Source organism: Rheinheimera pacifica (assembly GCF_900108485.1).
In the GTDB taxonomy this organism is placed as follows: domain Bacteria; phylum Pseudomonadota; class Gammaproteobacteria; order Enterobacterales; family Alteromonadaceae; genus Alishewanella; species Alishewanella pacifica.
Genome location: NZ_FNXF01000015.1, coordinates 62,593 through 83,109 on the forward strand (window position 1 = coordinate 62,593; position 20,517 = coordinate 83,109).

At 50.5% G+C, this 20,517-nt stretch carries 18 protein-coding genes and 4 tRNA genes; 10 read left to right on the forward strand and 12 right to left on the reverse strand.

All coding sequences use genetic code 11. The annotated features are described in order from the left end of the window. Positions 1–2: 2 nt before the first annotated feature. The 3 genes from BLW68_RS16405 to BLW68_RS16415 all read left to right on the forward strand — a co-directional run bounded on the left by BLW68_RS16405 (position 3) and on the right by BLW68_RS16415 (position 4,927). Positions 3–2,429, forward strand: coding sequence for a LamG domain-containing protein (locus BLW68_RS16405; protein ID WP_092795677.1), 2,427 nt, complete (start codon positions 3–5; stop codon positions 2,427–2,429). Positions 2,430–2,439: 10 nt separating this feature from the next. Beyond that, the gene (locus tag BLW68_RS16410; protein ID WP_092795679.1) at positions 2,440–4,017 is read left to right on the forward strand and encodes a general secretion pathway protein GspF; all 1,578 of its coding nucleotides are present in this window, start codon (positions 2,440–2,442) and stop codon (positions 4,015–4,017) included. Between the two features lie 103 nt (positions 4,018–4,120). Further along, complete coding sequence (locus BLW68_RS16415; RefSeq protein ID WP_092795681.1) at positions 4,121–4,927, forward strand: substrate-binding periplasmic protein; 807 nt, start codon at positions 4,121–4,123, stop codon at positions 4,925–4,927. A 13-nt stretch (positions 4,928–4,940) separates the two neighbouring features. On the opposite strand, the gene BLW68_RS16420 is transcribed toward BLW68_RS16415, so the two are convergent. After that, positions 4,941–5,876: an FAD:protein FMN transferase gene (locus tag BLW68_RS16420; RefSeq protein WP_245728373.1), complete on the reverse strand. Its 936-nt coding sequence runs from the start codon at positions 5,874–5,876 to the stop codon at positions 4,941–4,943. Positions 5,877–6,152: 276 nt separating this feature from the next. On the opposite strand from BLW68_RS16420, the gene acnA reads away from it, so the two are divergent. Then, entirely contained in the window at positions 6,153–8,870 is a 2,718-nt protein-coding gene (acnA, locus tag BLW68_RS16425; RefSeq protein WP_092795685.1) for an aconitate hydratase AcnA, read from the forward strand. Between the two features lie 50 nt (positions 8,871–8,920). Here the strand turns inward: acnA and BLW68_RS16430 are convergent, their stop codons facing one another. Next, positions 8,921–10,213, reverse strand: coding sequence for a mechanosensitive ion channel family protein (locus tag BLW68_RS16430; protein WP_092795687.1), 1,293 nt, complete (start codon positions 10,211–10,213; stop codon positions 8,921–8,923). Positions 10,214–10,373: 160 nt separating this feature from the next. On the opposite strand from BLW68_RS16430, the gene BLW68_RS16435 reads away from it, so the two are divergent. Further along, positions 10,374–11,231, forward strand: a complete 858-nt coding sequence (locus BLW68_RS16435) for an SPFH domain-containing protein (protein WP_092795689.1) — start codon at positions 10,374–10,376, stop codon at positions 11,229–11,231. 8 nt (positions 11,232–11,239) lie between these two features. After that, positions 11,240–11,413, forward strand: coding sequence for a type II toxin-antitoxin system antitoxin (locus BLW68_RS16440; protein ID WP_092795691.1), 174 nt, complete (start codon positions 11,240–11,242; stop codon positions 11,411–11,413). On the opposite strand, the gene BLW68_RS16445 is transcribed toward BLW68_RS16440, so the two are convergent. Continuing rightward, the gene (locus BLW68_RS16445) at positions 11,410–12,312 is read right to left on the reverse strand and encodes an AEC family transporter (RefSeq protein WP_092795692.1); all 903 of its coding nucleotides are present in this window, start codon (positions 12,310–12,312) and stop codon (positions 11,410–11,412) included. The genes BLW68_RS16440 and BLW68_RS16445 overlap by 4 nt on opposite strands. Beyond that, on the reverse strand, positions 12,312–12,581 hold the full coding sequence (locus BLW68_RS16450) for a GIY-YIG nuclease family protein (protein ID WP_245728374.1): 270 nt from the start codon (positions 12,579–12,581) through the stop codon (positions 12,312–12,314). The genes BLW68_RS16445 and BLW68_RS16450 overlap by 1 nt, the downstream gene beginning before the upstream one ends. A 112-nt stretch (positions 12,582–12,693) precedes the next feature. Between BLW68_RS16450 and BLW68_RS16455 the strand changes: the two genes are divergently transcribed. The 3 genes from BLW68_RS16455 to BLW68_RS16465 are packed head-to-tail and all read left to right on the forward strand — an operon-like array spanning position 12,694 to position 15,160. Continuing rightward, positions 12,694–13,944 carry a DEAD/DEAH box helicase gene (locus tag BLW68_RS16455; protein WP_092795790.1) on the forward strand — a complete coding sequence of 417 codons (1,251 nt, stop codon included), beginning with the start codon at positions 12,694–12,696 and terminating at the stop codon, positions 13,942–13,944. 50 nt (positions 13,945–13,994) lie between these two features. Continuing rightward, the gene (locus BLW68_RS16460; RefSeq protein ID WP_245728375.1) at positions 13,995–14,453 is read left to right on the forward strand and encodes an MbcA/ParS/Xre antitoxin family protein; all 459 of its coding nucleotides are present in this window, start codon (positions 13,995–13,997) and stop codon (positions 14,451–14,453) included. After that, on the forward strand, positions 14,447–15,160 hold the full coding sequence (locus BLW68_RS16465; protein WP_218141396.1) for an RES family NAD+ phosphorylase: 714 nt from the start codon (positions 14,447–14,449) through the stop codon (positions 15,158–15,160). The genes BLW68_RS16460 and BLW68_RS16465 overlap by 7 nt, the downstream gene beginning before the upstream one ends. Before the next feature lie 25 nt (positions 15,161–15,185). Here the strand turns inward: BLW68_RS16465 and ppiC are convergent, their stop codons facing one another. The 4 genes from ppiC to BLW68_RS16485 all read right to left on the reverse strand — a co-directional run bounded on the left by ppiC (position 15,186) and on the right by BLW68_RS16485 (position 18,304). Then, positions 15,186–15,464, reverse strand: a complete 279-nt coding sequence (gene ppiC / locus BLW68_RS16470; protein WP_092795694.1) for a peptidylprolyl isomerase PpiC — start codon at positions 15,462–15,464, stop codon at positions 15,186–15,188. A 12-nt stretch (positions 15,465–15,476) separates the two neighbouring features. Then, on the reverse strand, positions 15,477–16,592 hold the full coding sequence (gene aguA / locus BLW68_RS16475) for an agmatine deiminase (protein WP_092795696.1): 1,116 nt from the start codon (positions 16,590–16,592) through the stop codon (positions 15,477–15,479). Then, positions 16,593–17,489: an N-carbamoylputrescine amidase gene (gene aguB, locus BLW68_RS16480; RefSeq protein ID WP_092795698.1), complete on the reverse strand. Its 897-nt coding sequence runs from the start codon at positions 17,487–17,489 to the stop codon at positions 16,593–16,595. 185 nt (positions 17,490–17,674) lie between these two features. Next, on the reverse strand, positions 17,675–18,304 hold the full coding sequence (locus BLW68_RS16485) for a peroxiredoxin-like family protein (RefSeq protein ID WP_092795700.1): 630 nt from the start codon (positions 18,302–18,304) through the stop codon (positions 17,675–17,677). Between the two features lie 143 nt (positions 18,305–18,447). Here BLW68_RS16485 and BLW68_RS16490 point away from each other — a divergent pair, with 143 nt between their 5' ends. Beyond that, positions 18,448–19,632: an FAD-dependent oxidoreductase gene (locus BLW68_RS16490; RefSeq protein WP_092795702.1), complete on the forward strand. Its 1,185-nt coding sequence runs from the start codon at positions 18,448–18,450 to the stop codon at positions 19,630–19,632. A gap of 155 nt (positions 19,633–19,787) precedes the next feature. On the opposite strand, the gene BLW68_RS16495 is transcribed toward BLW68_RS16490, so the two are convergent. From BLW68_RS16495 to BLW68_RS16510, 4 genes are all read right to left on the reverse strand, one after another. After that, positions 19,788–19,862: transfer RNA gene (locus BLW68_RS16495), tRNA-Gln, on the reverse strand. A 65-nt stretch (positions 19,863–19,927) separates the two neighbouring features. Beyond that, positions 19,928–20,002 (reverse strand) — tRNA-Gln (locus BLW68_RS16500). 30 nt (positions 20,003–20,032) lie between these two features. Further along, positions 20,033–20,117: transfer RNA gene (locus BLW68_RS16505), tRNA-Leu, on the reverse strand. Between the two features lie 19 nt (positions 20,118–20,136). Next, a tRNA-Met gene (locus BLW68_RS16510) sits at positions 20,137–20,213 on the reverse strand. Between the last annotated feature and the right edge of the window lie 304 nt (positions 20,214–20,517).

Consider the following 20,517-nt stretch of genomic DNA (forward strand, 5'->3'; position numbering starts at 1 on the left):
CGATGAAGTTATTTTTACTCCCATTGCTGGCGCTAAGCCTGTTACTGGCTGGTTGTGGTGGCGCAGAGGTAGAACAAAACCCGCCGCCTCCGGTACAGGACGACAATGTTAATTACACCGGGCCTGCGCCGCAAACGGCTGATATTCAGCTGTTTAAACTTACGCTGTGGGACAATATCGCTGCCGGTAACCGCTGCGGTGCCTGCCATGTAGCCGGTAACACCGCGCCGTTTTTTGCCCGTAACGACGATATTAACCTGGCCTATGCCGCTGCCAGGCCATTGGTTAATCTGGCTGATCCGGCGCAATCGCTGCTGGTAACCAAGCTGGCGGGTGGCCACAACTGCTGGCTGGCCAGCGACAGTGCCTGTGCCGACACCGTGGCGCAATGGGTGCGTAACTGGGCCAACAGCACCGATACGCAAAGTGCCACAGTAACCTTAGTTGCGCCACCGGTGCGTGAGCCTGGTGCCAGCAAAGCTTTGCCAGACGACGCCACTTTGTTTGGTGGTACAGTGTATCCGCTGCTGCGCCAGCACTGTGTAAACTGCCATGCACCGGATGCACCGCAAACCCAGTCGCCATTTTTTGCCGACACTGATCTGGCGGCGGCATATCAGGCCAGCCGTAAGCTGATTAATCTCGACAGCCCCGAATTGTCGCGCTTTGTCGCCCGGCTGGCCGGTGAGTTTCATAACTGCTGGTCAAACTGTGATGATGATGCCGCCACTATGCTGGCTGCGGTGCGCCAGATAGCCGACAGTGTAGAGTTAACTGAGCTGGACCCGGCATTGGTGCCATCTAAAGCTTTGCGGCTGGACGATGGTGTGGTGGCCTCCAGTGGTGGCCGCTTTGAAGCTAACCAGATTGCGTTTTACCAGTTCAAAACCGGTAATGGCGCTATAGCCTACGATACCTCTGGGGTAGAGCCGGCGGCAAATTTAAGCCTGCAGGGCGATATTAGCTGGGTAACCGGTTGGGGCATTCAGATTAACAGCGGCCGGGCGCAGGCCAGCACGCAAAACAGCAACAAACTGGCCCGGCTTATCAGCGCCACCGGCGAAATGACGGTTGAAGCCTGGGTAGTGCCGGCTAACGTGACGCAGCAAGGCCCGGCTGCTATTGTCAGCTATGCTGGCAGTAACACTGAGCGTAACTTTACGCTGGGCCAGACACAGTACAATTACAATTTCCTGCTGCGTTCTGCACTAACCAATTTTGCCGGTTTGCCGGCATTAAGCACGGCCGATGCCGATCAACTGCTGCAGGCCACATTGCAGCATGTGGTGCTGACACAAGACCCGGTAAACGGCCGGCGCATTTACATCAATGGCCAGGACAGCGCAGTGCGCGACACCGCAGAGGCTATCCGTAACTGGGATGACAGCTATGCGCTGATTGTCGGTAACGAGGCCAACGGCAACCGCCAGTGGCAGGGCACCATGCGTTTGCTGGCTATTCACAATAAAGCCTTAACAGCAGCACAAATTCAGCAAAACTATGCGGTGGGCGTGGGGCAGAAGTTTTATCTGTTATTTGGCATTGGCGAGCTGATTAACCTGCCAGACAGTTATATCGTGTTTGAAGTGGCCCAGTTTGATAATTACTCTTACCTGTTCAACGCCCCCTACCTGATTAACCTCGAAGGGCGCAGCCTGCCACAGGCACTGACGATTAGCGGCATGGCGATAGGCATTAACGGGAAAGAAGCGGTAACCGGCCAGAGCTGGCTAAAACAACGTTTTAATCTGGCATCCGGCACGGCACTGTCAGAAGGGGCCGAGTTGTCGGCGCAGGGCACTATTATTGCTGCTGAGCAAGGTGCTGCCAGCGACGAGTTCTTTTTATCGTTCGGCCGTATCGGCGAGCTGGAAAATGTGCGCACCGGCATCAGCGTGCCGGTGCAACAAATTATTGCCAGCACCAGAGAGAGTAGTGATATTGGCCTGAGAACCTTTGCAGAAATTCATGCCAGTATGAGCGCGCTGACCGGCGTAGCGCAGCAACAAAGTGCAGTAGCAGACGTTTACCAGACCATACAGCGCCAGTTGCCGGCAGCTGAAGCCATCGACACTTTTGTCTCGGCGCAGCAGATGGCAATCACTCAGTTAGCTATCGCCTATTGCAATGCAGCTATTGAAGATACCAGTTTGCGCCAGAGCTGGTTCCCGGCGGCAGACTTTAGCGCCAGCCGGGCTACCACTTACAGCCTGGCCAACCGGCCATTGGTTGTGCAGCCGCTACTTAACCGGTTAATGCCATTGTCACCGGCAAGCTCAGCATTGCGGGCCGACGTTGAAGCTGAACTGGATACACTGATCAGCCGCTTAAGCACCTGCAGCGGCGCCTGTAGCAGTGACCGCAGCCGAACCATTGCCAAAGCGGCCTGTACTGCAGTACTGGCCAGTGCAGAACTGCTGGTGCAGTAGGAGATACAAGATGAAAAGAGCAAAACCTTTGCACCCCGACAGCCCGTTGTTACATGCCTGCCACAGTAAGCCGGTAAGCCGGCGTGATTTTATTGCCTGCGGTTTAAGTTACGGTGCTGCAGTGCTAACCACCGGCTCGGTATTTGGCCTGTTTGCTAACCCCGGTAAGGCACAGGCGCAGTTATCGCCTGATTTAGAAGCGCTAAAACAGCTGTGCGGCATTAATGTGCAGGGCGCGGGTAAAATTCCGTTTATCTGTTTCGATTTAGCCGGTGGCGCCAATATTGCCGGTTCTAACGTGTTGGTGGGCGGAGCAGGGGGCCAGCTCGATTTTTTATCGGTGCAGGGCTACAGCAAACTGGGCCTGCCGGCGGATATGGTACCAACAGCAGTTAATGCTGCTAACCCGGCCGGGGGCTTTGTTAATAATCAGCTTGGGTTGGCGTTTCACAGCGATTCACAAATGCTGGCCGGCATTTTGGAGCGTACCACTTTGGCTACCCAGGCGATGACCAATGGCGCTGTGTTGCCATCGCGCTCGGAAAACGATACCGGCAATAACCCGCACAACCCGATGTACGCGATTGCCAAAGCCGGTGCCAGCGGTTCATTAATGCCATTGGTAGGGTCGCGCAATTCAGATTCCGGCGCTAACTCTATGGCACCGATGGAGTTTTATAATGCCGAGCTGCGCCCAACCAAAATTGACCGGCCAAGTGATGTCACCGGGCTGGTTGATGTCGGCGATTTGTTTGGCTTGTTAAACCAGAACGACGCCGTAGCGGTGATGGAATCTGTGCAGCGCATCAGCGACAGCAAACTAAGCCGGGTTAATACCAATATCAGCCGTGATGCGGTGATCAAGGATCTGATCCGTTGTGGTTATGTAAAAAGTGCTGATCTGGCAGATCGCTTTGGTAACCCGGCCACGCTGGACCCGGCCGCTGATGTGGATATTGTCGGGGCGGCCGGTATTTTTAGCGCGGCAGAATTTAACGGCGATGCTGAGTTTCGTAAAACCGCGTCGGTAATGAAGCTGGTGGTAAATGGATTTGCCGGTGCAGGGTCCATCACCATTGGTGGTTACGACTATCACACCGGTGAGCGCGGTACCGGTGAGCTGCGCGATTTACGCGCCGGCCGTTGTATTGGTGCCTGCCTGGAATATGCCGCAAGAATGAACCAACCATTGATGATTTATGTGTACAGCGATGGCTCGGTGGACAGTAACGGCCGCATTGATGACTCTGAGTCTGGCCGGGGTAAAGGCGAATGGACTGGCGATAATTCCTCCACCGCCGCCTCTTTTATGCTGATATACAGCCCCAATGGCCGACCCTCTTTACTGGGCGGTAGTACAGCCGAGCAGGCCAGGCATCAGCAAATTGGCTTTATGCGGCCTGATGCCTCGGTAGAAACCGGCTCATCGGTAGCGGCGAACAACGTTAACCTGCTGGTGCAAACAGTGCTGTTAAACTACCTGGCTCTAAGCGGTGAGCAAAACCGTCTGGCCGAAGTCGCACCGTTTCATGGTTTAGGTAACGCCGCCAGTATTGACCGCCTTACGGCGTTTGAGCCTATTGTTTAGGTAAATAAATGCGCACTGGCGCAGCTATTTTTTACGGCGGCAGGCAAAGTGGCTTAGCCGGGCTTATAGTTGATGTCTGTGCGTTTTATTGCGGGGGGGCATAATGAAAGGGTTTCTGGCGCTTATTGTTAGCTGTGTTCTCAGCCAGCCGGTATACAGCTGTACTTTACGCATGGGTATTGAAACCAGTTTTGCACCTTATATCATGCAACACGGCGATAGCTGGCGTGGCATTAATGTAGAGTTGTTGCAACGGTTGCTGCAAGAGATTGAGTGTGAGCTTGAGTTTATTCACAGCCCCTGGTTACGTTCGTTAAAGTTGATTGAGCAGGGTGAACTGGATGTACTAAGCCACCTTAGCTACAACGCTGAACGCAGCAAACAATTTGCTTTTATCGGCCCGCATCAGCAGGAAACCATTTATCTGGTAGGTTTGCAGCGCGCTTTTCCCGGTCTGACTGCAGTAGACCAATTAAAAAGCAGCGGCACTACCGGCATTATTGCACTGTTAAATGGGGCCTATTACGGTGATAAGCTGGACAGCATTTTAAATGATGCGAAAAACCGCACCCGCTTTGTGTTTATCCGCGGTAATGAAGATAAGCAGGCGTTATTACTTAATGGCCGGGTGCACGGTGTGCTGGAAGATATTGCAGCTTACCATTACTGGAAAGTACAGCCAGGTTTACCCACGGCAGATTACATACCGCTGTTTCAGGTGCATCAGAGTATGGTGTATTTTGGCTTTAACCTTCGTACCATTAGCAGCATACAGTTACAACAACTAGCGCAGGCCTGGCAAAAACTATACGCAGACGGCACTCTGGCCGCTATTGTGCAGCGTTATCCACTGGCCGGTTATCAGATTCAATTACCCAAACCTGCTTCTTTATTGCCTGCAACAGAATAATACAGCTGGTTGCTCAGGGCTGGCTCAGGCCGCTGGAAAAATGCATTTGCCGCTCTGCGGTAATAAATATTGCATCATAACCATCAATTTGTTCAATCAATGCCATGCCCTGCTTTAATCCCAATACAAATAAAGTAGTAGATAATGCATCGGTTTGCGTGGTGTCGGCGCCAGTTACGGTAACGCTAAGCAATCCGGTAGCACTTTGGCCTGTTTTAGGGTCCAGAATATGATGGTAACGTACACCATCTTCAATAAAGTAACGCTCATAATCGCCTGAGGTGCTGATGGCACTATTTTCCAGCGGTAACTGGGCAGCGTATTTGTCATCCTGGCGCGGGTGTTTAATGGCTACCAGCCAGGGCTTACCTCTTTTATCACCCAACAGGCGGGTATCACCGCCGGCTGTAAGCAGCGCGTTGCTGATGCCATGCTGTGCCAGTAAAGCAATACTGCGCTCAACGGCATAACCTTTGGCAATACCGCCCAGATCAATTTTGACACCTGGCTGGGCAAAGCGGACAGTGTTGTTTTTTAGTAGTTCAACGCTCTGATAATTAACATATTGCCTGGCAGTTTGCCGTACCGTTTCGTCAGGTTTTTTATGGTTACGGTAGTCATAGTAAAAGCCGACTGAAGCAAAGGTAATATCAAAAGCACCGTTGCTTTGCTGTGAAATCTGCCTGGCGCGTTGTAATAACTGATACATCTCAGCGGATACCTGCACCGGCTTTTTCGCTGCTTCGCGGTTTAACAGGCTGAGTTCGCTACTGGCAATGTAAGGGCTCATCAGCTGGTTGATCCGTTCAAACTCAGCCTGTACGTCATTGATAAGTTGCTCAGCTTGTTTGCTGTCTTCTGTCCAGAGCTCAATATATGCCTGAGTCCCCAGCGTCTGAAACGATTTTTGTTGCCACTGGGCATTAGCAGTGGCCGTGAACTGCAGCAAAAAGACAGCAATAACAAAACAGATTAGAGCGGGCTGGCGGCATGGTTGTATTAAGAAAGTCATAAATAATATCTGCCAAAATCTAAACGGAAATCACAGCAATTCACTGTATCACTTTATGCCCTATGTTATATGTTGTATCGGAACAATAATTTGCGGATTTTTGACAGCTAATTAGAGGTTGCATCTCTTCTGCTACCCCGCTCACCGTTTCACCCTCGTACTGTAATGCTGATGAGCTACACTTAGTTAACAGTAATCAGCACGAGGTATGTTATGACTACAGCTAACCCCTACGCCGACGAACTTACGGTAGATAAGCAGCAGTACCGTATTTTCAGTCTGAAAAAGGCCGCAACCCAGTTTGGTGATATCAGCCGCTTACCGTTTTCGCTTAAGGTATTGCTGGAGAATCTGTTACGTAACCTTGATGGCGATACCGTAACCGATGCTGATATTCAGGCATTGGTCGACTGGCAAAAAACCGGCACCTCTGAGCGCGAAATTGCTTTTCGCCCGGCGCGGGTGCTAATGCAGGATTTTACCGGCGTGCCGGCGGTTGTCGATTTAGCCGCCATGCGTGCCGCAGTTGCGGCGCTGGGTGAAGACCCGGATAAAGTAAACCCGTTATCGCCGGTGGATTTGGTAATTGATCACTCGGTAATGGTAGACCGCTACGCTACAGAGCAAGCCTTTACGCAGAATGTCGATATTGAAATGCAGCGTAATTACGAACGTTACGCCTTTTTACGCTGGGGTGCCAAAGCTTTTGCCAATTTCCGTGTGGTGCCGCCGGGTACCGGTATTTGCCATCAGGTAAACCTGGAATATCTGGGCCAGACAGTCTGGGCAGAGCAAACTGCTGACGGCCAGTTAGCTTACCCTGATACGCTGGTGGGCACCGACTCCCACACCACTATGATTAATGCTTTGGGTATTCTGGGCTGGGGTGTTGGTGGTATTGAAGCTGAAGCGGCCATGCTGGGCCAGCCGGTGTCGATGATTATCCCTGAAGTGGTGGGTTTTGAATTTACCGGCAAGTTAAATGCCGGTATTACGGCAACCGATTTAGTGCTTACCGTTACACAAATGCTGCGTAAGCATGGTGTGGTGGGCAAATTTGTCGAGTTTTTCGGTGATGGCCTGGATCAGTTAGCACTGGCCGATCGTGCCACTATTGCCAATATGGCACCGGAATATGGTGCAACCTGCGGCTTTTTTCCGGTTGATCAGGTAACGCTGGACTATTTGCAACTTACCGGCCGTGACGACACGGTTATTGCCAGAGTTAAAGCGTATAGCCAGACGCAGGGCTTGTGGCGGCAAAAAGGGGCTACGCCAATATTTACCGATACGCTGCATCTGGATTTAAGTACAGTTGTAGCGTCACTGGCCGGGCCGAAAAGACCACAGGATAAAGTGACACTTACCGGGTTAAAACAACACTGTGATAATGCGCTGGCACTTGAGCCAACCGTAAGTAAAGAGCGCGACGCTGAAATGGTAAATGAAGGCGCAGCACAAACAGAGGTAAAACAACCGGATCGCATCTTTGAGCTGGATGGCCAGCGCATGCAGCTGGACAATCATGCTGTGGTTATTGCGGCTATTACGTCTTGTACCAACACATCAAACCCAAGTGTGCTAATGGCTGCGGGCTTACTGGCCCAAAATGCGGTTGCTAAAGGGCTTAGGCGTAAACCCTGGGTAAAAACGTCACTGGCGCCTGGCTCTAAAGTGGTTACCCGCTATCTGCAGCAGGCCGGCTTAATGCAACCGCTTGAGCAACTGGGTTTTAATCTGGTGGGGTATGGTTGCACTACCTGTATTGGCAACTCCGGCCCGCTGGCAAAACCGATAGAAAATGCCATTAGCAGTGCCGATTTAAATGTGTCGGCGGTATTGTCGGGCAACCGCAATTTTGAAGGCCGTATACACCCGTTAATTAAATCAAATTGGCTGGCTTCACCGCCATTGGTGGTGGCTTTTGCACTGGCCGGCACAATCAATATTGATTTAAGTACTCAGTCGCTGGGGCAGGGGGAAGATGGCAAAGAAGTGTATTTAAAAGATATCTGGCCCGATAGCAAAGATGTTGCCGCTGCGGTAGCGCAGGTAAATAGCAGCATGTTCAGTAAAGAATATGCCCAGGTGTTTGATGGTGACGACAGCTGGCGCGCTATTGATGTATCGCAGGCAAAAACTTATACCTGGCCGGAGTCGACCTATATCCGCCAACCCGACTTTTTCCGTGGTATGACGCGCCAGCCTAAACCGATAGCCGATATTGTCAATGCCCGGTTGTTAGCTGTGCTGGGTGATTCGGTGACGACCGATCATATTTCACCGGCAGGTTCAATTAAACAAAGTAGCCCTGCCGGCCAGTATTTGCTCGATCATGGTATTGATAAAGCTGACTTTAACTCTTACGGTTCACGCCGCGGTAATCATGAAGTTATGGTGCGTGGCACCTTCGCCAATGTGCGCATTCGTAACGAAATGCTGCCCGGCACTGAAGGTGGTGTAACCCGGCATTATCCGTCGGGCGAAACCATGCCGATTTTCGATGCCGCCATGCGTTATCAGCAGCAAGAACTGCCATTGATAGTGGTGGCCGGTAAAGAGTACGGCACAGGTTCATCGCGTGACTGGGCCGCTAAAGGCACGCTGATGCTGGGGGTACGGGCGGTATTGGCAGAATCGTTTGAACGTATTCACCGCTCTAACTTAATTGGTATGGGCGTGCTGCCGCTGCAGTTTCCATCGGGAACCGATCGTAAAACCCTGCAATTAACCGGCGAAGAAAGCTTTACGCTGCGTGGTGTAAACACTCTGAAACCACGGCAAAAGCTGGAGCTGATTATTACTTACGCTGATGGCGCCAAGCAGGAGCTAGACGTTATCTGCCGTATTGATACCGGCAACGAGCTGGCCTATTACCAGCATGGTGGTATTTTGCATTATGTGCTGCGCAGAATGATAGGCGAGGCGTAAAGCGGTCACAGTTGTAAGCGCCTGTCAGTAATAACAGGCGCTATATGGTGTTATAGCTCAGTAGTGGGCGGTAACTGGCCCGATTTAATATGTAAGTCGCGCTGCGGGTAAGGTATGGTAATACCCTCCTGCTTAAAAGCGCGCCATATGGCAACGTTGATATCGGATTTTACCGTGTCAGCGCCATATTCCGGATCGGCTATCCACACCCGTAGTTCCAGTTCAATACCATTGTCGGCAAAGTTCTTTAACATTACTGTTGGTTCTGGCGTATCCAGCACCCGTTTTGATTTTTTGGCGCACAGCAACATCAGCGCCATGGCTTGCTCCGGGTCATCTGCGTAGCTTACCTGCACCATCATTTTTACCCGTACATTACGGTCTTCATAACTCCAGTTAATCACCTCTGATGTGATCAGGTTTTCGTTTGGGATCAGCGTATCTACCCCTTCACGGTTACGCACCACTACATAACGGGCTTTAAGTTCGTGCACCCAGCCAAAGTTCTGGCCCACTGAAATAACGTCGCCGGGTTTAATGCTGCGATCAAGCACCAAAATAAAACCGCTGATAAAATTCGATGCAATGCGTTGTAAACCAAAACCCAGACCAACACCCAGTGCGCCACCAAACACCGCCAGCGAGCTAAGGTTAATGCCCACGGCATTTAGCGCAATTAAAAACGCGATGGTAATAAGCAGAAATTTACTAAACTTGCTAAACCCCACCTGCATACTGGGGCTGATATACTGGGCTTTTTTCATTTGCTGGTTTAACAGTTCAGCCAGCCAGAGCGCCAGGGTAAACGCCAGAATAATCACCAAGATTAGTTTTACAACACTCAGTAATGAAACTCTGCTGTCGCCCAGCGTAAAAGCCTGCGAGTCCATCAAATCGAGTAAGGGCGTTAACCAACCGGCCAAATGCAACACTACCAACAGCCAGATCATCACTGCTACTGCCGGCTCAATGGATTTCATCAGTGGGCCGTCCGAAAAGACTTTACGCAGCCCATACAGCAACAGCCGGATCATGCCAAGTGCAAGAGCAACAGGGATAAGGAGCTGCAACAGGTTATGACTCAGCTGATATAAGCTGAATAGAGCGCTACAAATAGCCAGTAAGGCTGCCAGGCTAAAGGGCAGTAAGATGCGGTGCGAGCTGCGCAGAGCAACATGGCGTAAGCCCTCCCCACCGCTGTCAATCAGGAACCTGCCCACCAGGCGGTTAATAACCGCTGCCAGCACGATACAGCACGCTATTGCAGGTAGCTGATACCACAGTTCTGCTTGCTGCAGCTGAGTAACAACATGTTGCCACCAGACTAAAAGCTTTTCGGTCATATAAGTTATTCAGCTAAGTAAGTTGTTGTTTTACCTTAGCAGAAAAGCGCGTTGCCGCCCATTACTCTGTAAGGTGTGGTTGCATAATATTAAACAGTTGCATTTTTCTGCAGTTGCGCTAAATTGATATCAAAATAATATCAATTTAAGAGGGCTGGTTATGTTGCAGGAACGCATGATTAACAGTAAAGGCGGTTTTGGCATGATTGGGGTTTTGCTACTGGCGCAGTTACTGACATTAGCAGGGGTAGTGATGTTGCCGGGGGCGGTGAAAGTTATAGCTTTATTGCTGGCAATAGTGGTGTTTATCTGTTGGTTTGGTTTTTATATGGTGCATCCGAACCAGTCGGCAGTGCTGCAGTTGTTTGGCCGTTATGTCGGTACCGATCTGAATAATGGTTTGCGCTGGTCTAACCCTTTGTACAGCAAACAAAAAGTATCGCTGCGGGTACGTAACTTTGAAAGCAGCAAAATGAAGGTAAATGATAATGCCGGTAACCCGGTGGAAATTGCTGCTGTAGTAGTATGGAAAGTAGTGGACAGTGCTGAAGCGGTATTTGAAGTAGACAATTACGAGAACTTTGTCAGCATTCAAAGTGAATCTGCTATCCGCCATCTAGCTTCCAGTTATGCTTATGATGCCGGCAATGATGAGGCTATCAGCCTGCGCAGCAGCACAGATGAAGTAACAGAGTTGCTTAAAAGCGAAATTCAGGCCCGGTTAAATAAAGCCGGTGTGCAGGTGCTGGAAGCCCGCATTAGCCATTTGGCCTATGCGCCGGAAATTGCCAGCGCTATGTTACAGCGCCAGCAGGCCGCGGCAATAGTGGCTGCACGTCAACAAATTGTTGAAGGTGCCGTGGGCATGGTAGAAACAGCACTACAGCGGTTATCTGAGCGTAACGTCGTGCAACTGGACGATGAGCGCAAAGCCGCGATGGTTAGCAATTTGCTGGTGGTATTGTGTGGTGATCATCATGTGCAGCCGGTAATTAATACCGGTAGCCTGTATCAATAGGGGTTGTTGTGGCTAAAAAAGCCTTTGCCTTACGGATTGACGAAAAAATGCTCAGCGCTTTGCAGCGCTGGGCAGATGATGAGTTTCGCAGTGTTAATGGCCAGATTGAGTTTTTACTTAACGATGCACTGAAAAAAGCCGGCCGGTTAAAACCGGCAACAGAGCAGGCTGAAGACGATTAATGCAACAACCAGAACACTACCGGTAGGCTAACCAAACCCAGCAATATACCAATACCGATAATGCCGCTAACCAGACGCGGCGCCAGCCCCGCCATAATGGCAATAGCACCGGCGGAGATCATCGGTGGCATTGCCGCCTGAAAAATACTGACATCCACCGCAGTGCCGCGTTGGCCGACACTAAACCACAGCGCAGCCACCAGCGCTGGCATTAGTGCAAGTTTAATCAGCAGCGCACAAATAAGCGGCGATATTTCGCTTTTACTAAACTTGATAGTCAGGGCAAAGCCTACTGCCACCATTACCACGGGAACCAGAGTTGCCGCCAGATTATCAATTAATTGCGTGGCAAAGGGCGGATATTCAGTACCGCGCAGCAGTAAACCCAGTGCCAAGGCGATAAAAGACGGAAAGGTAATAATTTTAACAATGATACCTTTAACAGTAGGTTTGGCTGCAGTTGGGCTGTACAGCGCAGCAATAACCGTGACATAACTTGCCAGCGCAATAAATGACCCCAACTGATCGTACACCACGGCATAAGGCATAGCGTCGCTGCCAAATAATGCCTCTGTCATCGGAAAGCCTAAAAACGAGGTATTGCCCAGCGGTAGCACGATTAACAAGGCGCCGGTCACCTCACGTGGCCAGTGCAACACTTTACTGAGCAGCAATACTGTTGCCACTACTGCCAGCAGCAACAGCCAGGGGGTAACGGCCGGAATAAGTAATGCAGCAGAAAATTGTAACTGCGGTACGTTTTTCAGGATCAGCGCAGGCAGTGCGACATAAAGCACGTACATATTCAGCGCAATACCGCTGTTTTGTGGCATGGCAGGTAAACGGCGCAACATAACGCCGATGCACAGATAAGCCAGGATAAGCAGAAAGTTGTCCATTAAATCTCACTTGGGTTATAGCTGGCGGCAAGCGCCAGCTTTGCACTTCTGGGGAGTTGTTTAAGTTGATACTCGGCTTTGGCCGCAGCACTTTTATTCGCCACTGGCTGCTGATACACCAGCGTTAACGGCCCTTTACCGCGTAGCGCTTTAGCACCGCCGGCCAGCTCACCACTGTGCTGGCGCAAACGGCGCTGCGGATCCGTGCTGATACCGGTGTAAAGCAAGCCATTGCTGGTTTGCACCATATACAAATACCAGTTGTTCACAGCGCTAACTTTGCGGGTTGCTGTTCTGTTATAATGCGTCTTTTATATCGCGCGGTGTACTGTGCTAACACAGTAGCAGGCGCAGATAATGCTTGGCAAAACAGGAATTTTAATGTCATTTCAATCTCTCGCGTTGGCCGCGCCTATTTTACGCGTGCTGACAGAGCAAGGCTATGCTGCTGCTACGCCGGTGCAACTGCAAAGTATACCGGTGATTCTGGCCGGTAAAGATGTGCTGGCTGGTGCGCAGACAGGTACAGGTAAAACTGCGGCTTTCACTTTACCGTTACTACAGCAAATGCTCAATGCGCCTAAGGTCGTAGCGCCAAATCAGGTGCGGGTATTAGTGTTAACGCCAACCCGTGAACTGGCCCAGCAAGTGTATGACAATGTACGTAAATATAGCCAGTACCTGGATACACGCTCAGCGGTGTTTTATGGCGGTGTATCTATTCGGCCGCAGTATGATGAGGCAGAGCAGGGGCTGGATATACTGGTTGCCACCCCAGGCCGCCTTATTGATCACCTGCATCAGAAAACGCTTGATTTATCCGCGCTGGAAGTACTGGTGCTGGACGAAGCTGACCGCATGCTGGACATGGGCTTTATTGTTGATATTAAGCGTATTATGGCCAAGCTGCCGGCCAAACGGCAAACGCTGCTGTTCTCTGCTACCTATTCCAATGAGATAAAACAGCTGGCTGATGAGCTGTTAAACAGCCCGCAACTGATAGAAGTTGCCGCAACCAATGCCACCGCCGAGCGTGTAGAGCAGCTGGCTTATCTGGTAGATAAGCACCGCAAACGTGAGCTGTTATCGCATGTGATTGGCAAAAATAACTGGCCGCAGGTGTTGGTGTTTGTCCGCACCAAACACGGTGCTGACCGGCTGGCGAAGCAACTGGCGAAAGACGGTTTAAAAAGCGCAGCCATTCATGGTGATAAAAGCCAGGGCGCCCGCACCAAAGCACTGGCCGATTTTAAAGCCGGCGCCGTGCGGATTCTGGTTGCCACTGATATCGCCGCCAGAGGTCTGGACATTAACGAACTACCTTATGTGGTGAATTACGATTTACCGCAAGTGTCGGAAGACTATGTGCACCGTATCGGCCGCACCGGCCGTGCCGGTAACAGTGGTGTGGCGTTAACACTGATCACACCGGAAGAAATTAAAGCACTGCAGGATATAGAGCGGCTTATTCAGCAGGTGATTACGGCTAAAATACTGCCGGGTTACGAGCACGACCCTACCTATGTTTCACCAGAGCAAGCACAGGCACGCCACGGTGATGGGCCGAAAAAGCCGGCAAAGAAAGGTATGCTTAAAGCCAAGCTGCGCGCTAAGGCCTTAGGTAAAGCATAAAACGAAGCAGACCATAGGGTCTGCTTTTTTAGGTGTATAGCTGTCTCCATATGGACATATTTGCATTAATGGTCTATATTGATACCAATTTGGCCAGGTACGAGGTTGTTATGCAGGCGGTACAGCTCGACAGACAAAGCCAGCGGCAAGTTGCTGCTACAGGGCTTAAAGCGGTATTTGCTATTCTGGATAAATGGCAATGCTCACCAGAGCAGGTCCAGCGTATTTTACAGATCTCCAAAGCGGCATATTACAAATACCGTAATGACCCTTACTGCGCCAGCTTAACGCAAGATCAGATAGAGCGCATAAGCTACCTGCTAAATATTCACAGCAGCTTACGGTTGTTGTTTGATAACCCGCAAAACCTGTATGGTTTTATGGCGCTGCCCAACCATAACCCTTACTTTAACGGTAACAGTCCGCTGGATATTATCAGCAGCGGTCAGTTTGCTGCATTGTACGAAACCTTTAAACATATCGATGCCTTGCGTGGTGGCATGTGGTAATAAAGGTTAGCGCAGGGCCGGATAATTTATCCCGGGTTAAGTTGCATCAGCAGCAAAGCTATCGGCTGATTAATTCAAAATATCCGCCGCAGTCGGTGTTTGATGATGTGGCCGACGCCGATGAATTTGAAGCCCTATTTGCACTGCAGGCATTAACCAACCCCAGGTTACAGGCGCAGGCAGGTAACTTAAGTTTGCTGCCTCGCGCTGAGATCCCGTTTGGCATTGCCGGCTGTTCTTATGCGGTAGCGCCTTTTACTCATGTAAACCCGGCAGGCAGCCGTTTTTCTGATGGTCGTTTTGGTGTGTTATATCTGGCCGACAGCGTGCAAACAGCTATTAGCGAAGTGGCTTATCATCAGGGGCGTTACTGGGCTAAAGTATCCGGGCTGGCCTATGAGCGTTTTGTGTTTCGGGCGTTAAGTTGTCAGTTTGCCGATGTTAGCCTGGCAGATCTAACGGCCTTGTCGCCAGAGCACGCTGTTTATGCGAAAGAGGATTACAGTGCGGCCCGTGCGCTTGGGATCCATTTACGCGAGCAGGGCAGTGCCGGTGTACAGTATTATTCAGTGCGTAACAGCGGTGCTGTTTGTTGGGGCTTATTTAGCCCGCAGTATGTCAGGCAAATTGTTCAGTGCGGCCATTATGAGATGATCTGGCAAAACGGCAGTATCAGCGCTGTTAATCAGATAGTCAGTTGCGCATAGCCATCCTGCGCTCTGTGTAGTTAACCTAGCTGCGATACAGCGTTTTAATCAGGTGAAAACCAAACTGGGTTTTTACCGGCCCCTGTACTTCTAATAGCGGGCCTTTAAATACGACATCATCAAAGGCTTTTACCATCTGGCCTTTGCGAAACTCGCCTAAATCGCCGCCTTTTTTACCCGACGGACACAGCGAATGCTGCTTGGCCAGCTTGCCAAAGTCTGCACCTTTTTGCAGTTGTTGCTTTAACTTGTCTGCTTGTTCTCTGGTTTTAACCAGTATATGTAAGGCGCAGGCTTTGGACATGGTATTGCTCGCTTAAGCTAATGGCTGTTGCTGGGTAATACAGTGAATATTACCGCCGCCAAGCAAGATCTCGCGGCCGGGCACTGTTACTACTTTATGCGCCGGATACAGGCTTTGCAGAATGTCTGCGGCTACTTTATCGTTAGGATCATCAAAAGTAGGCAGAATTAAACCGCCGTTACACAAATAGAAGTTAATGTAAGAGCCAGCCAAACGGGCATTGGCCTCGCGTGGAATGGCGCTCATGGTTGCATCTACCGTGGCATATTCTTCGGCTTTGGCGATAATAGGTGCTGGTACCGGCAGCTTATGCACCTTTATTTTACGGCCTTTGGCATCCGTTGCTGCTTCTAAATAATCCAGCGCCGCTTTACTGCGGGCATACTGCGGATCGGTTGTATCGTCAGTCCAGGCCAGTACTACTTCGCCTGGTTTAACAAAACAGGCCATGTTATCAATGTGGCCATCGGTTTCGTCGTTAAAGATACCGTCTTCTAACCACAATACTTTGTCGATGCCCAAATAATCGCGCATCTGCTGTTCAATTTGCTCACGGCTTAAATGCGGGTTACGGTTGCTGTTTAATAAGCACTCTGCGGTAGTTAGCAGAGTACCTTCGCCATCAACGTGAATAGCGCCGCCTTCGAGCACAAAACCCTCAGTGCGGTAACGCGGCAGCTGCTCTATGCCCAGCACTTTGCTGGCAACCTGATCATCTTTATCCCACGGGAAGTATAAACCACCGTTTAAACCGCCCCAGGCGTTAAAAGTCCAGTCGATACCGCGTACTTCGCCTTTAGCATTAGTAACAAAGGTTGGCCCGGTATCACGACACCAGGCGTCGTTGTTCGATACCTCAACTACGCGAATCGGAAACTTAGTGCCAGCGTCAGACAACTGTACTAACGCATTCGCATATTGATTGGCTGATACACCTACCGTTACCGGCTCAAACCCGGCAATAGCTTTAATTACCGCAACAAAGGCCTGCTGTGCCGGTTTGGCACCTAAACGCCAACTGTCGGTACGCTCGGGCCACACCATCCAGGTTTGCTTATGCGCTGCCCATTCGGCAGGCATGCTAAAACCATCAGCGCGTGGTGTGCTGTTCAGGGTTGTAAAGGCCACTTAGTTACCACCTTGTTTAACAGGTTGTTTGGTTTCGCCATCTTTGGTCATAACAGCGCCATAGATATCAATACGGCGGTCACGGAAAATACCCCATGCACGGCGGGTAGCGGCAACGGCGTCTAAATCGAAGGTATGCACCAGCACAGCTTCATCGGTTTCATTGGCTTCCTGTACCTTGGCACCGGTTTCGTCGGCAATAAAAGAGCTGCCGTAGAAGGTAATGTGGTAATCGCCTTCGGTTTCGGTACCAATACGGTTAGAGGCAATTAACGGCATCAGGTTTGCGGCGGCATGGCCTTGCTGCGTGCGTTGCCAGTGATCGCGTGAGCTGATCGTTGGGTCGTGCGGCTCGCTGCCAATAGCTGTAGGGTAAAACAGCAGCTCAGCACCCATTAAGGCCATGCTGCGGGCACATTCCGGGAACCACTGATCCCAGCAAATACCCACACCGATTTTGGCATACTTAGTGGCAAACACTTTAAAACCGGTATCGCCCGGTGTGAAGTAGTACTTCTCGCTGTAGCCCGGGCCATCCGGAATATGGCTTTTGCGGTAGGTACCGAGGTTTTCGCCGTCGGCATCAATAATCACTACGCTGTTATACAGGCAGTTACCGGCGCGCTCGTAAATGCTGATTGGTAGCACTACATTCAGCTCTTTGGCAATTTTAGTAAAATGCGCAACGGCTTTGTTCTCTGCCACTGTGGTAGCAAAGGCTAAATAGTCAGGTTTTTGTTTCTGACAGAAATAATTACGCTCAAACAGCTCTTGCAGCAGGATGATCTGCGCGCCTTTTGCTGCCGCATCACGTACTAAACGCTCGCCACGTTCGATGTTTTCATCAACATTCCAGCCGCCAATCATTTGAGTTGCAGCAACGGTTACATTACGCATCAGTTATCTCCGACAGAAGGTAAAACCAACAGGCTAGCATCAGTTAAGGGCGCTTGCCAAACAGGGCGCGAAAATGCCGTATTTTTAGCGTTGCGTCAACGCTTTTTAATAAAAAAACAGCAGCGGAAAATACGGCTTTGTCCGCTGCGGTGAACAGATGAGAGACGAGCTGAAAAAAGAGTGGTTTATTGCAACGCTAACTCGGCTGCTTTTAACAGCAATTCGCCTTCCAGCCGGGTTTTATAGTTGATATGTACATAGTTAAACAAAGCTTCGCCCTGGGTATTGACGATATACACCGCCGGTACCGGTAGCACCACTTTCTCAGTGCCGGCTTCGGTGGTGATCAAGCTGCCGAGCTTACCTTTATAAGCTGTTGCAGTTTTATCATCCAGATAATAGGCCAGGCCAAAGGCGCTGCTGGCGCTAAAGTTGGCATCAGATAACAAGGTGTAGCTCAGTTGCTGGCCGCCGGTATCACGCAAACTTTTGCTGATCGATGCCGTGCTATCCGGCGTTATTGCAATCAGCTGATAACCCAGCGCGCTAAGTTGGGGCTCGATATCGCGCAGTGCAGACAGTTGTGCATTGCAATACGGGCACCAGCCGCCACGATAAAATACAATGACGCTGGGTTTTTGTTTTACCAGGTCTTTAAGGAGTACAGGGGTATTATCAGCTGTTGTTAAGCTAACTGCCGGTATGGTTAAACCGTTTAATAACGGTGTTACCTGTTCAGGAGAAGAGGCTATGGTAGCGGCCATAAGTTTGATGCTGAACAATAAACCCATAGCTGTACTTAGATAAAGTTTCATAAAGTGTCCTTGTTATCCCATTTTGAAATAACAAAGACAGGGGCTACGCCGTTTTACTTTCACTGTTCAGTAATAAACGGCAGTTTTCGTTTTTGCGCGGCTCTGGCGTACAATGCCGCTAATACAGAGTGTGAAGAATATATATGACTACTACAGCGTCAGAGCATAATATCGACATCAGCATTGTAGGCGGCGGCATGGTAGGCGCGGCTATTGCACTGGCATTAAGTCAGGCGGGTATACGTGTCGCCCTGATAGAAAAACAGCCGCCGGCTGAGTTTAACGCTGGCAGCGCGCCGGATTTACGGGTGTCATCTATTAACCTTGCCAGCGAAGCCTGGCTAACCCGACTAGGCTCCTGGCAGGCGCTTGAGCAGATGCGGCTTTGCCCTTATCAGCGCTTGCAGGCGTTTGAGCAACCGCACAGCATTGTCAGCTTTAATGCGGTGGATATTAAGCGCAGCCACCTGGGCCATATTGTCGAGAACAACTTGCTGCAGCTGGCGCTGTGGCAGCAATTTGGCGCTAATGTACAACTATTTTGTCCGGCATCTGTCAGCGCATTGCAGCAAAATGCCGACAGTGCGACTTTGCTGCTCGATAGCGGTGAAACCCTAATAAGTAAGCTGGTGATTGCAGCCGACGGCGCTAATTCACAACTGCGTCAACTGGCCGGTATTGGTACTAATGGCTGGCAATACCGCCAGGCTTGTTTGGTTGCATTAGTTAATACACCTTACCCACAGCAAGATGTGACCTGGCAGCAATTTACGCCAACCGGACCAAAAGCCTTTTTACCATTGCCGGGTAATCAGGGCTCAATAGTCTGGTACGACGAGGCCACAAGGGTAAAACAGCTGGCGGCTCTTAGCCCGGCGCAGTTAACGCAGGAGCTTGTTAAAGCTTTTCCGGCACAAATAGGTGCGGTAGAGGTTGTTAACAGCAGTTGGTTTCCGCTGGCGCGGATGGATGCTAATCGCTATTACGCTGGCCGTGTAGCGTTAGCCGGCGATGCCGCCCATACCATTAACCCGCTGGCGGGGCAGGGTGTTAATCTGGGCTTTGCTGACGCTAAACTGCTGACAGAGCTGATTATCGATGCAAGACGGCATAACAACGATATTGGCAGTGAGCAACTGCTACGTAGCTATCAGCGGAAACGTAAGCCAGCCAATTTATTAATGATGAGCGCGATGGATGGCTTTTATCAGGTATTCGGAAATGATATTACGCCGCTGCGTAAATTGCGCCAGCTGGCATTAAGTGTGGCGGCGCGCAGTACTATGCTAAAAACCTTAGTAGCACGTTATGCGGTGGGTTCTGAATAAGCAGGTGAGAACTCTTTTAGCACAGCCGCAGAGTGTTTGAGCAAATGCGTGAGCATTTGTGAGTTGCTGCGGCGAGCATAAAAGAAGCTGTAACCGGAAAGGTGAGGCCGAACCAGAAAGCAAAAACCCAGCCTAAGCTGGGTTTTTCTGTTTAATGGCAGGGGCGGCTGGATTCGAACCAACGCATGGCGGGATCAAAACCCGCTGCCTTACCGCTTGGCTACGCCCCTACTGAAACACTGTTGTGTGATCGTCGTTTGGCAGGATTTTACGAAAACTACGTTCACTGAATTAATGGCAGGGGCGGCTGGATTCGAACCAACGCATGGCGGGATCAAAACCCGCTGCCTTACCGCTTGGCTACGCCCCTGCAAAAACTTGTGTGCAACCACTGTAAAAGTGGTGCGGAGAGAGAGACTCGAACTCTCACACCTCGCGGCGCTGGAACCTAAATCCAGTGCGTCTACCAATTCCGCCATCCCCGCATGCACAGGTAAAGTTAAGTGGTGGCTACAGCGGGAATCGAACCTGCGACCCCAGCATTATGAGTGCTGTGCTCTAACCAGCTGAGCTATGTAGCCACGCTAACTTGACCTAAGCAAGTGGCGCGTATTATCCAGAACTGCCCCTATAGCGTCAACCGTTTTTTCTCTGCTTGCGGTTAACTAGCGTTTGTTTGCTGTTTTTTTGCCCATGCTGCTGTAGTTTCAAACAAAACACAGCCATTTAGCAACATTAAACCCTGTATGGCGCGTTTTTTCAGAAAAGTAAGACCAGCAGTTGAATAAGGCAGCCATTTAACTAAATATTTACGTTTTAATTCGAGTATTTAAGCTGGGTAAGCTAACTTTGATAAGTTTTGACCGCTAATTTTTCAGGAGGTTG

Excerpts from the sequence above, each read along its gene's own strand:
- BLW68_RS16485 (WP_092795700.1), bottom strand. The coding sequence starts at position 18,304 with ATGAAACTTTATCTAAGTACAGCTATGGGTTTATTGTTCAGCATCAAA.
- ppiC (WP_092795694.1), bottom strand. The coding sequence starts at position 15,464 with ATGTCCAAAGCCTGCGCCTTACATATACTGGTTAAAACCAGAGAACAA.
- BLW68_RS16430 (WP_092795687.1), bottom strand. The coding sequence starts at position 10,213 with ATGACCGAAAAGCTTTTAGTCTGGTGGCAACATGTTGTTACTCAGCTG.
- BLW68_RS16445 (WP_092795692.1), bottom strand. The coding sequence starts at position 12,312 with ATGGACAACTTTCTGCTTATCCTGGCTTATCTGTGCATCGGCGTTATG.
- BLW68_RS16455 (WP_092795790.1), top strand. The coding sequence starts at position 12,694 with ATGTCATTTCAATCTCTCGCGTTGGCCGCGCCTATTTTACGCGTGCTG.
- BLW68_RS16490 (WP_092795702.1), top strand. The coding sequence starts at position 18,448 with ATGACTACTACAGCGTCAGAGCATAATATCGACATCAGCATTGTAGGC.
- BLW68_RS16410 (WP_092795679.1), top strand. The coding sequence starts at position 2,440 with ATGAAAAGAGCAAAACCTTTGCACCCCGACAGCCCGTTGTTACATGCC.
- aguB (WP_092795698.1), bottom strand. The coding sequence starts at position 17,489 with ATGCGTAATGTAACCGTTGCTGCAACTCAAATGATTGGCGGCTGGAAT.
- BLW68_RS16435 (WP_092795689.1), top strand. The coding sequence starts at position 10,374 with ATGTTGCAGGAACGCATGATTAACAGTAAAGGCGGTTTTGGCATGATT.
- BLW68_RS16415 (WP_092795681.1), top strand. The coding sequence starts at position 4,121 with ATGAAAGGGTTTCTGGCGCTTATTGTTAGCTGTGTTCTCAGCCAGCCG.
- acnA (WP_092795685.1), top strand. The coding sequence starts at position 6,153 with ATGACTACAGCTAACCCCTACGCCGACGAACTTACGGTAGATAAGCAG.
- BLW68_RS16405 (WP_092795677.1), top strand. The coding sequence starts at position 3 with ATGAAGTTATTTTTACTCCCATTGCTGGCGCTAAGCCTGTTACTGGCT.
- BLW68_RS16460 (WP_245728375.1), top strand. The coding sequence starts at position 13,995 with ATGGACATATTTGCATTAATGGTCTATATTGATACCAATTTGGCCAGG.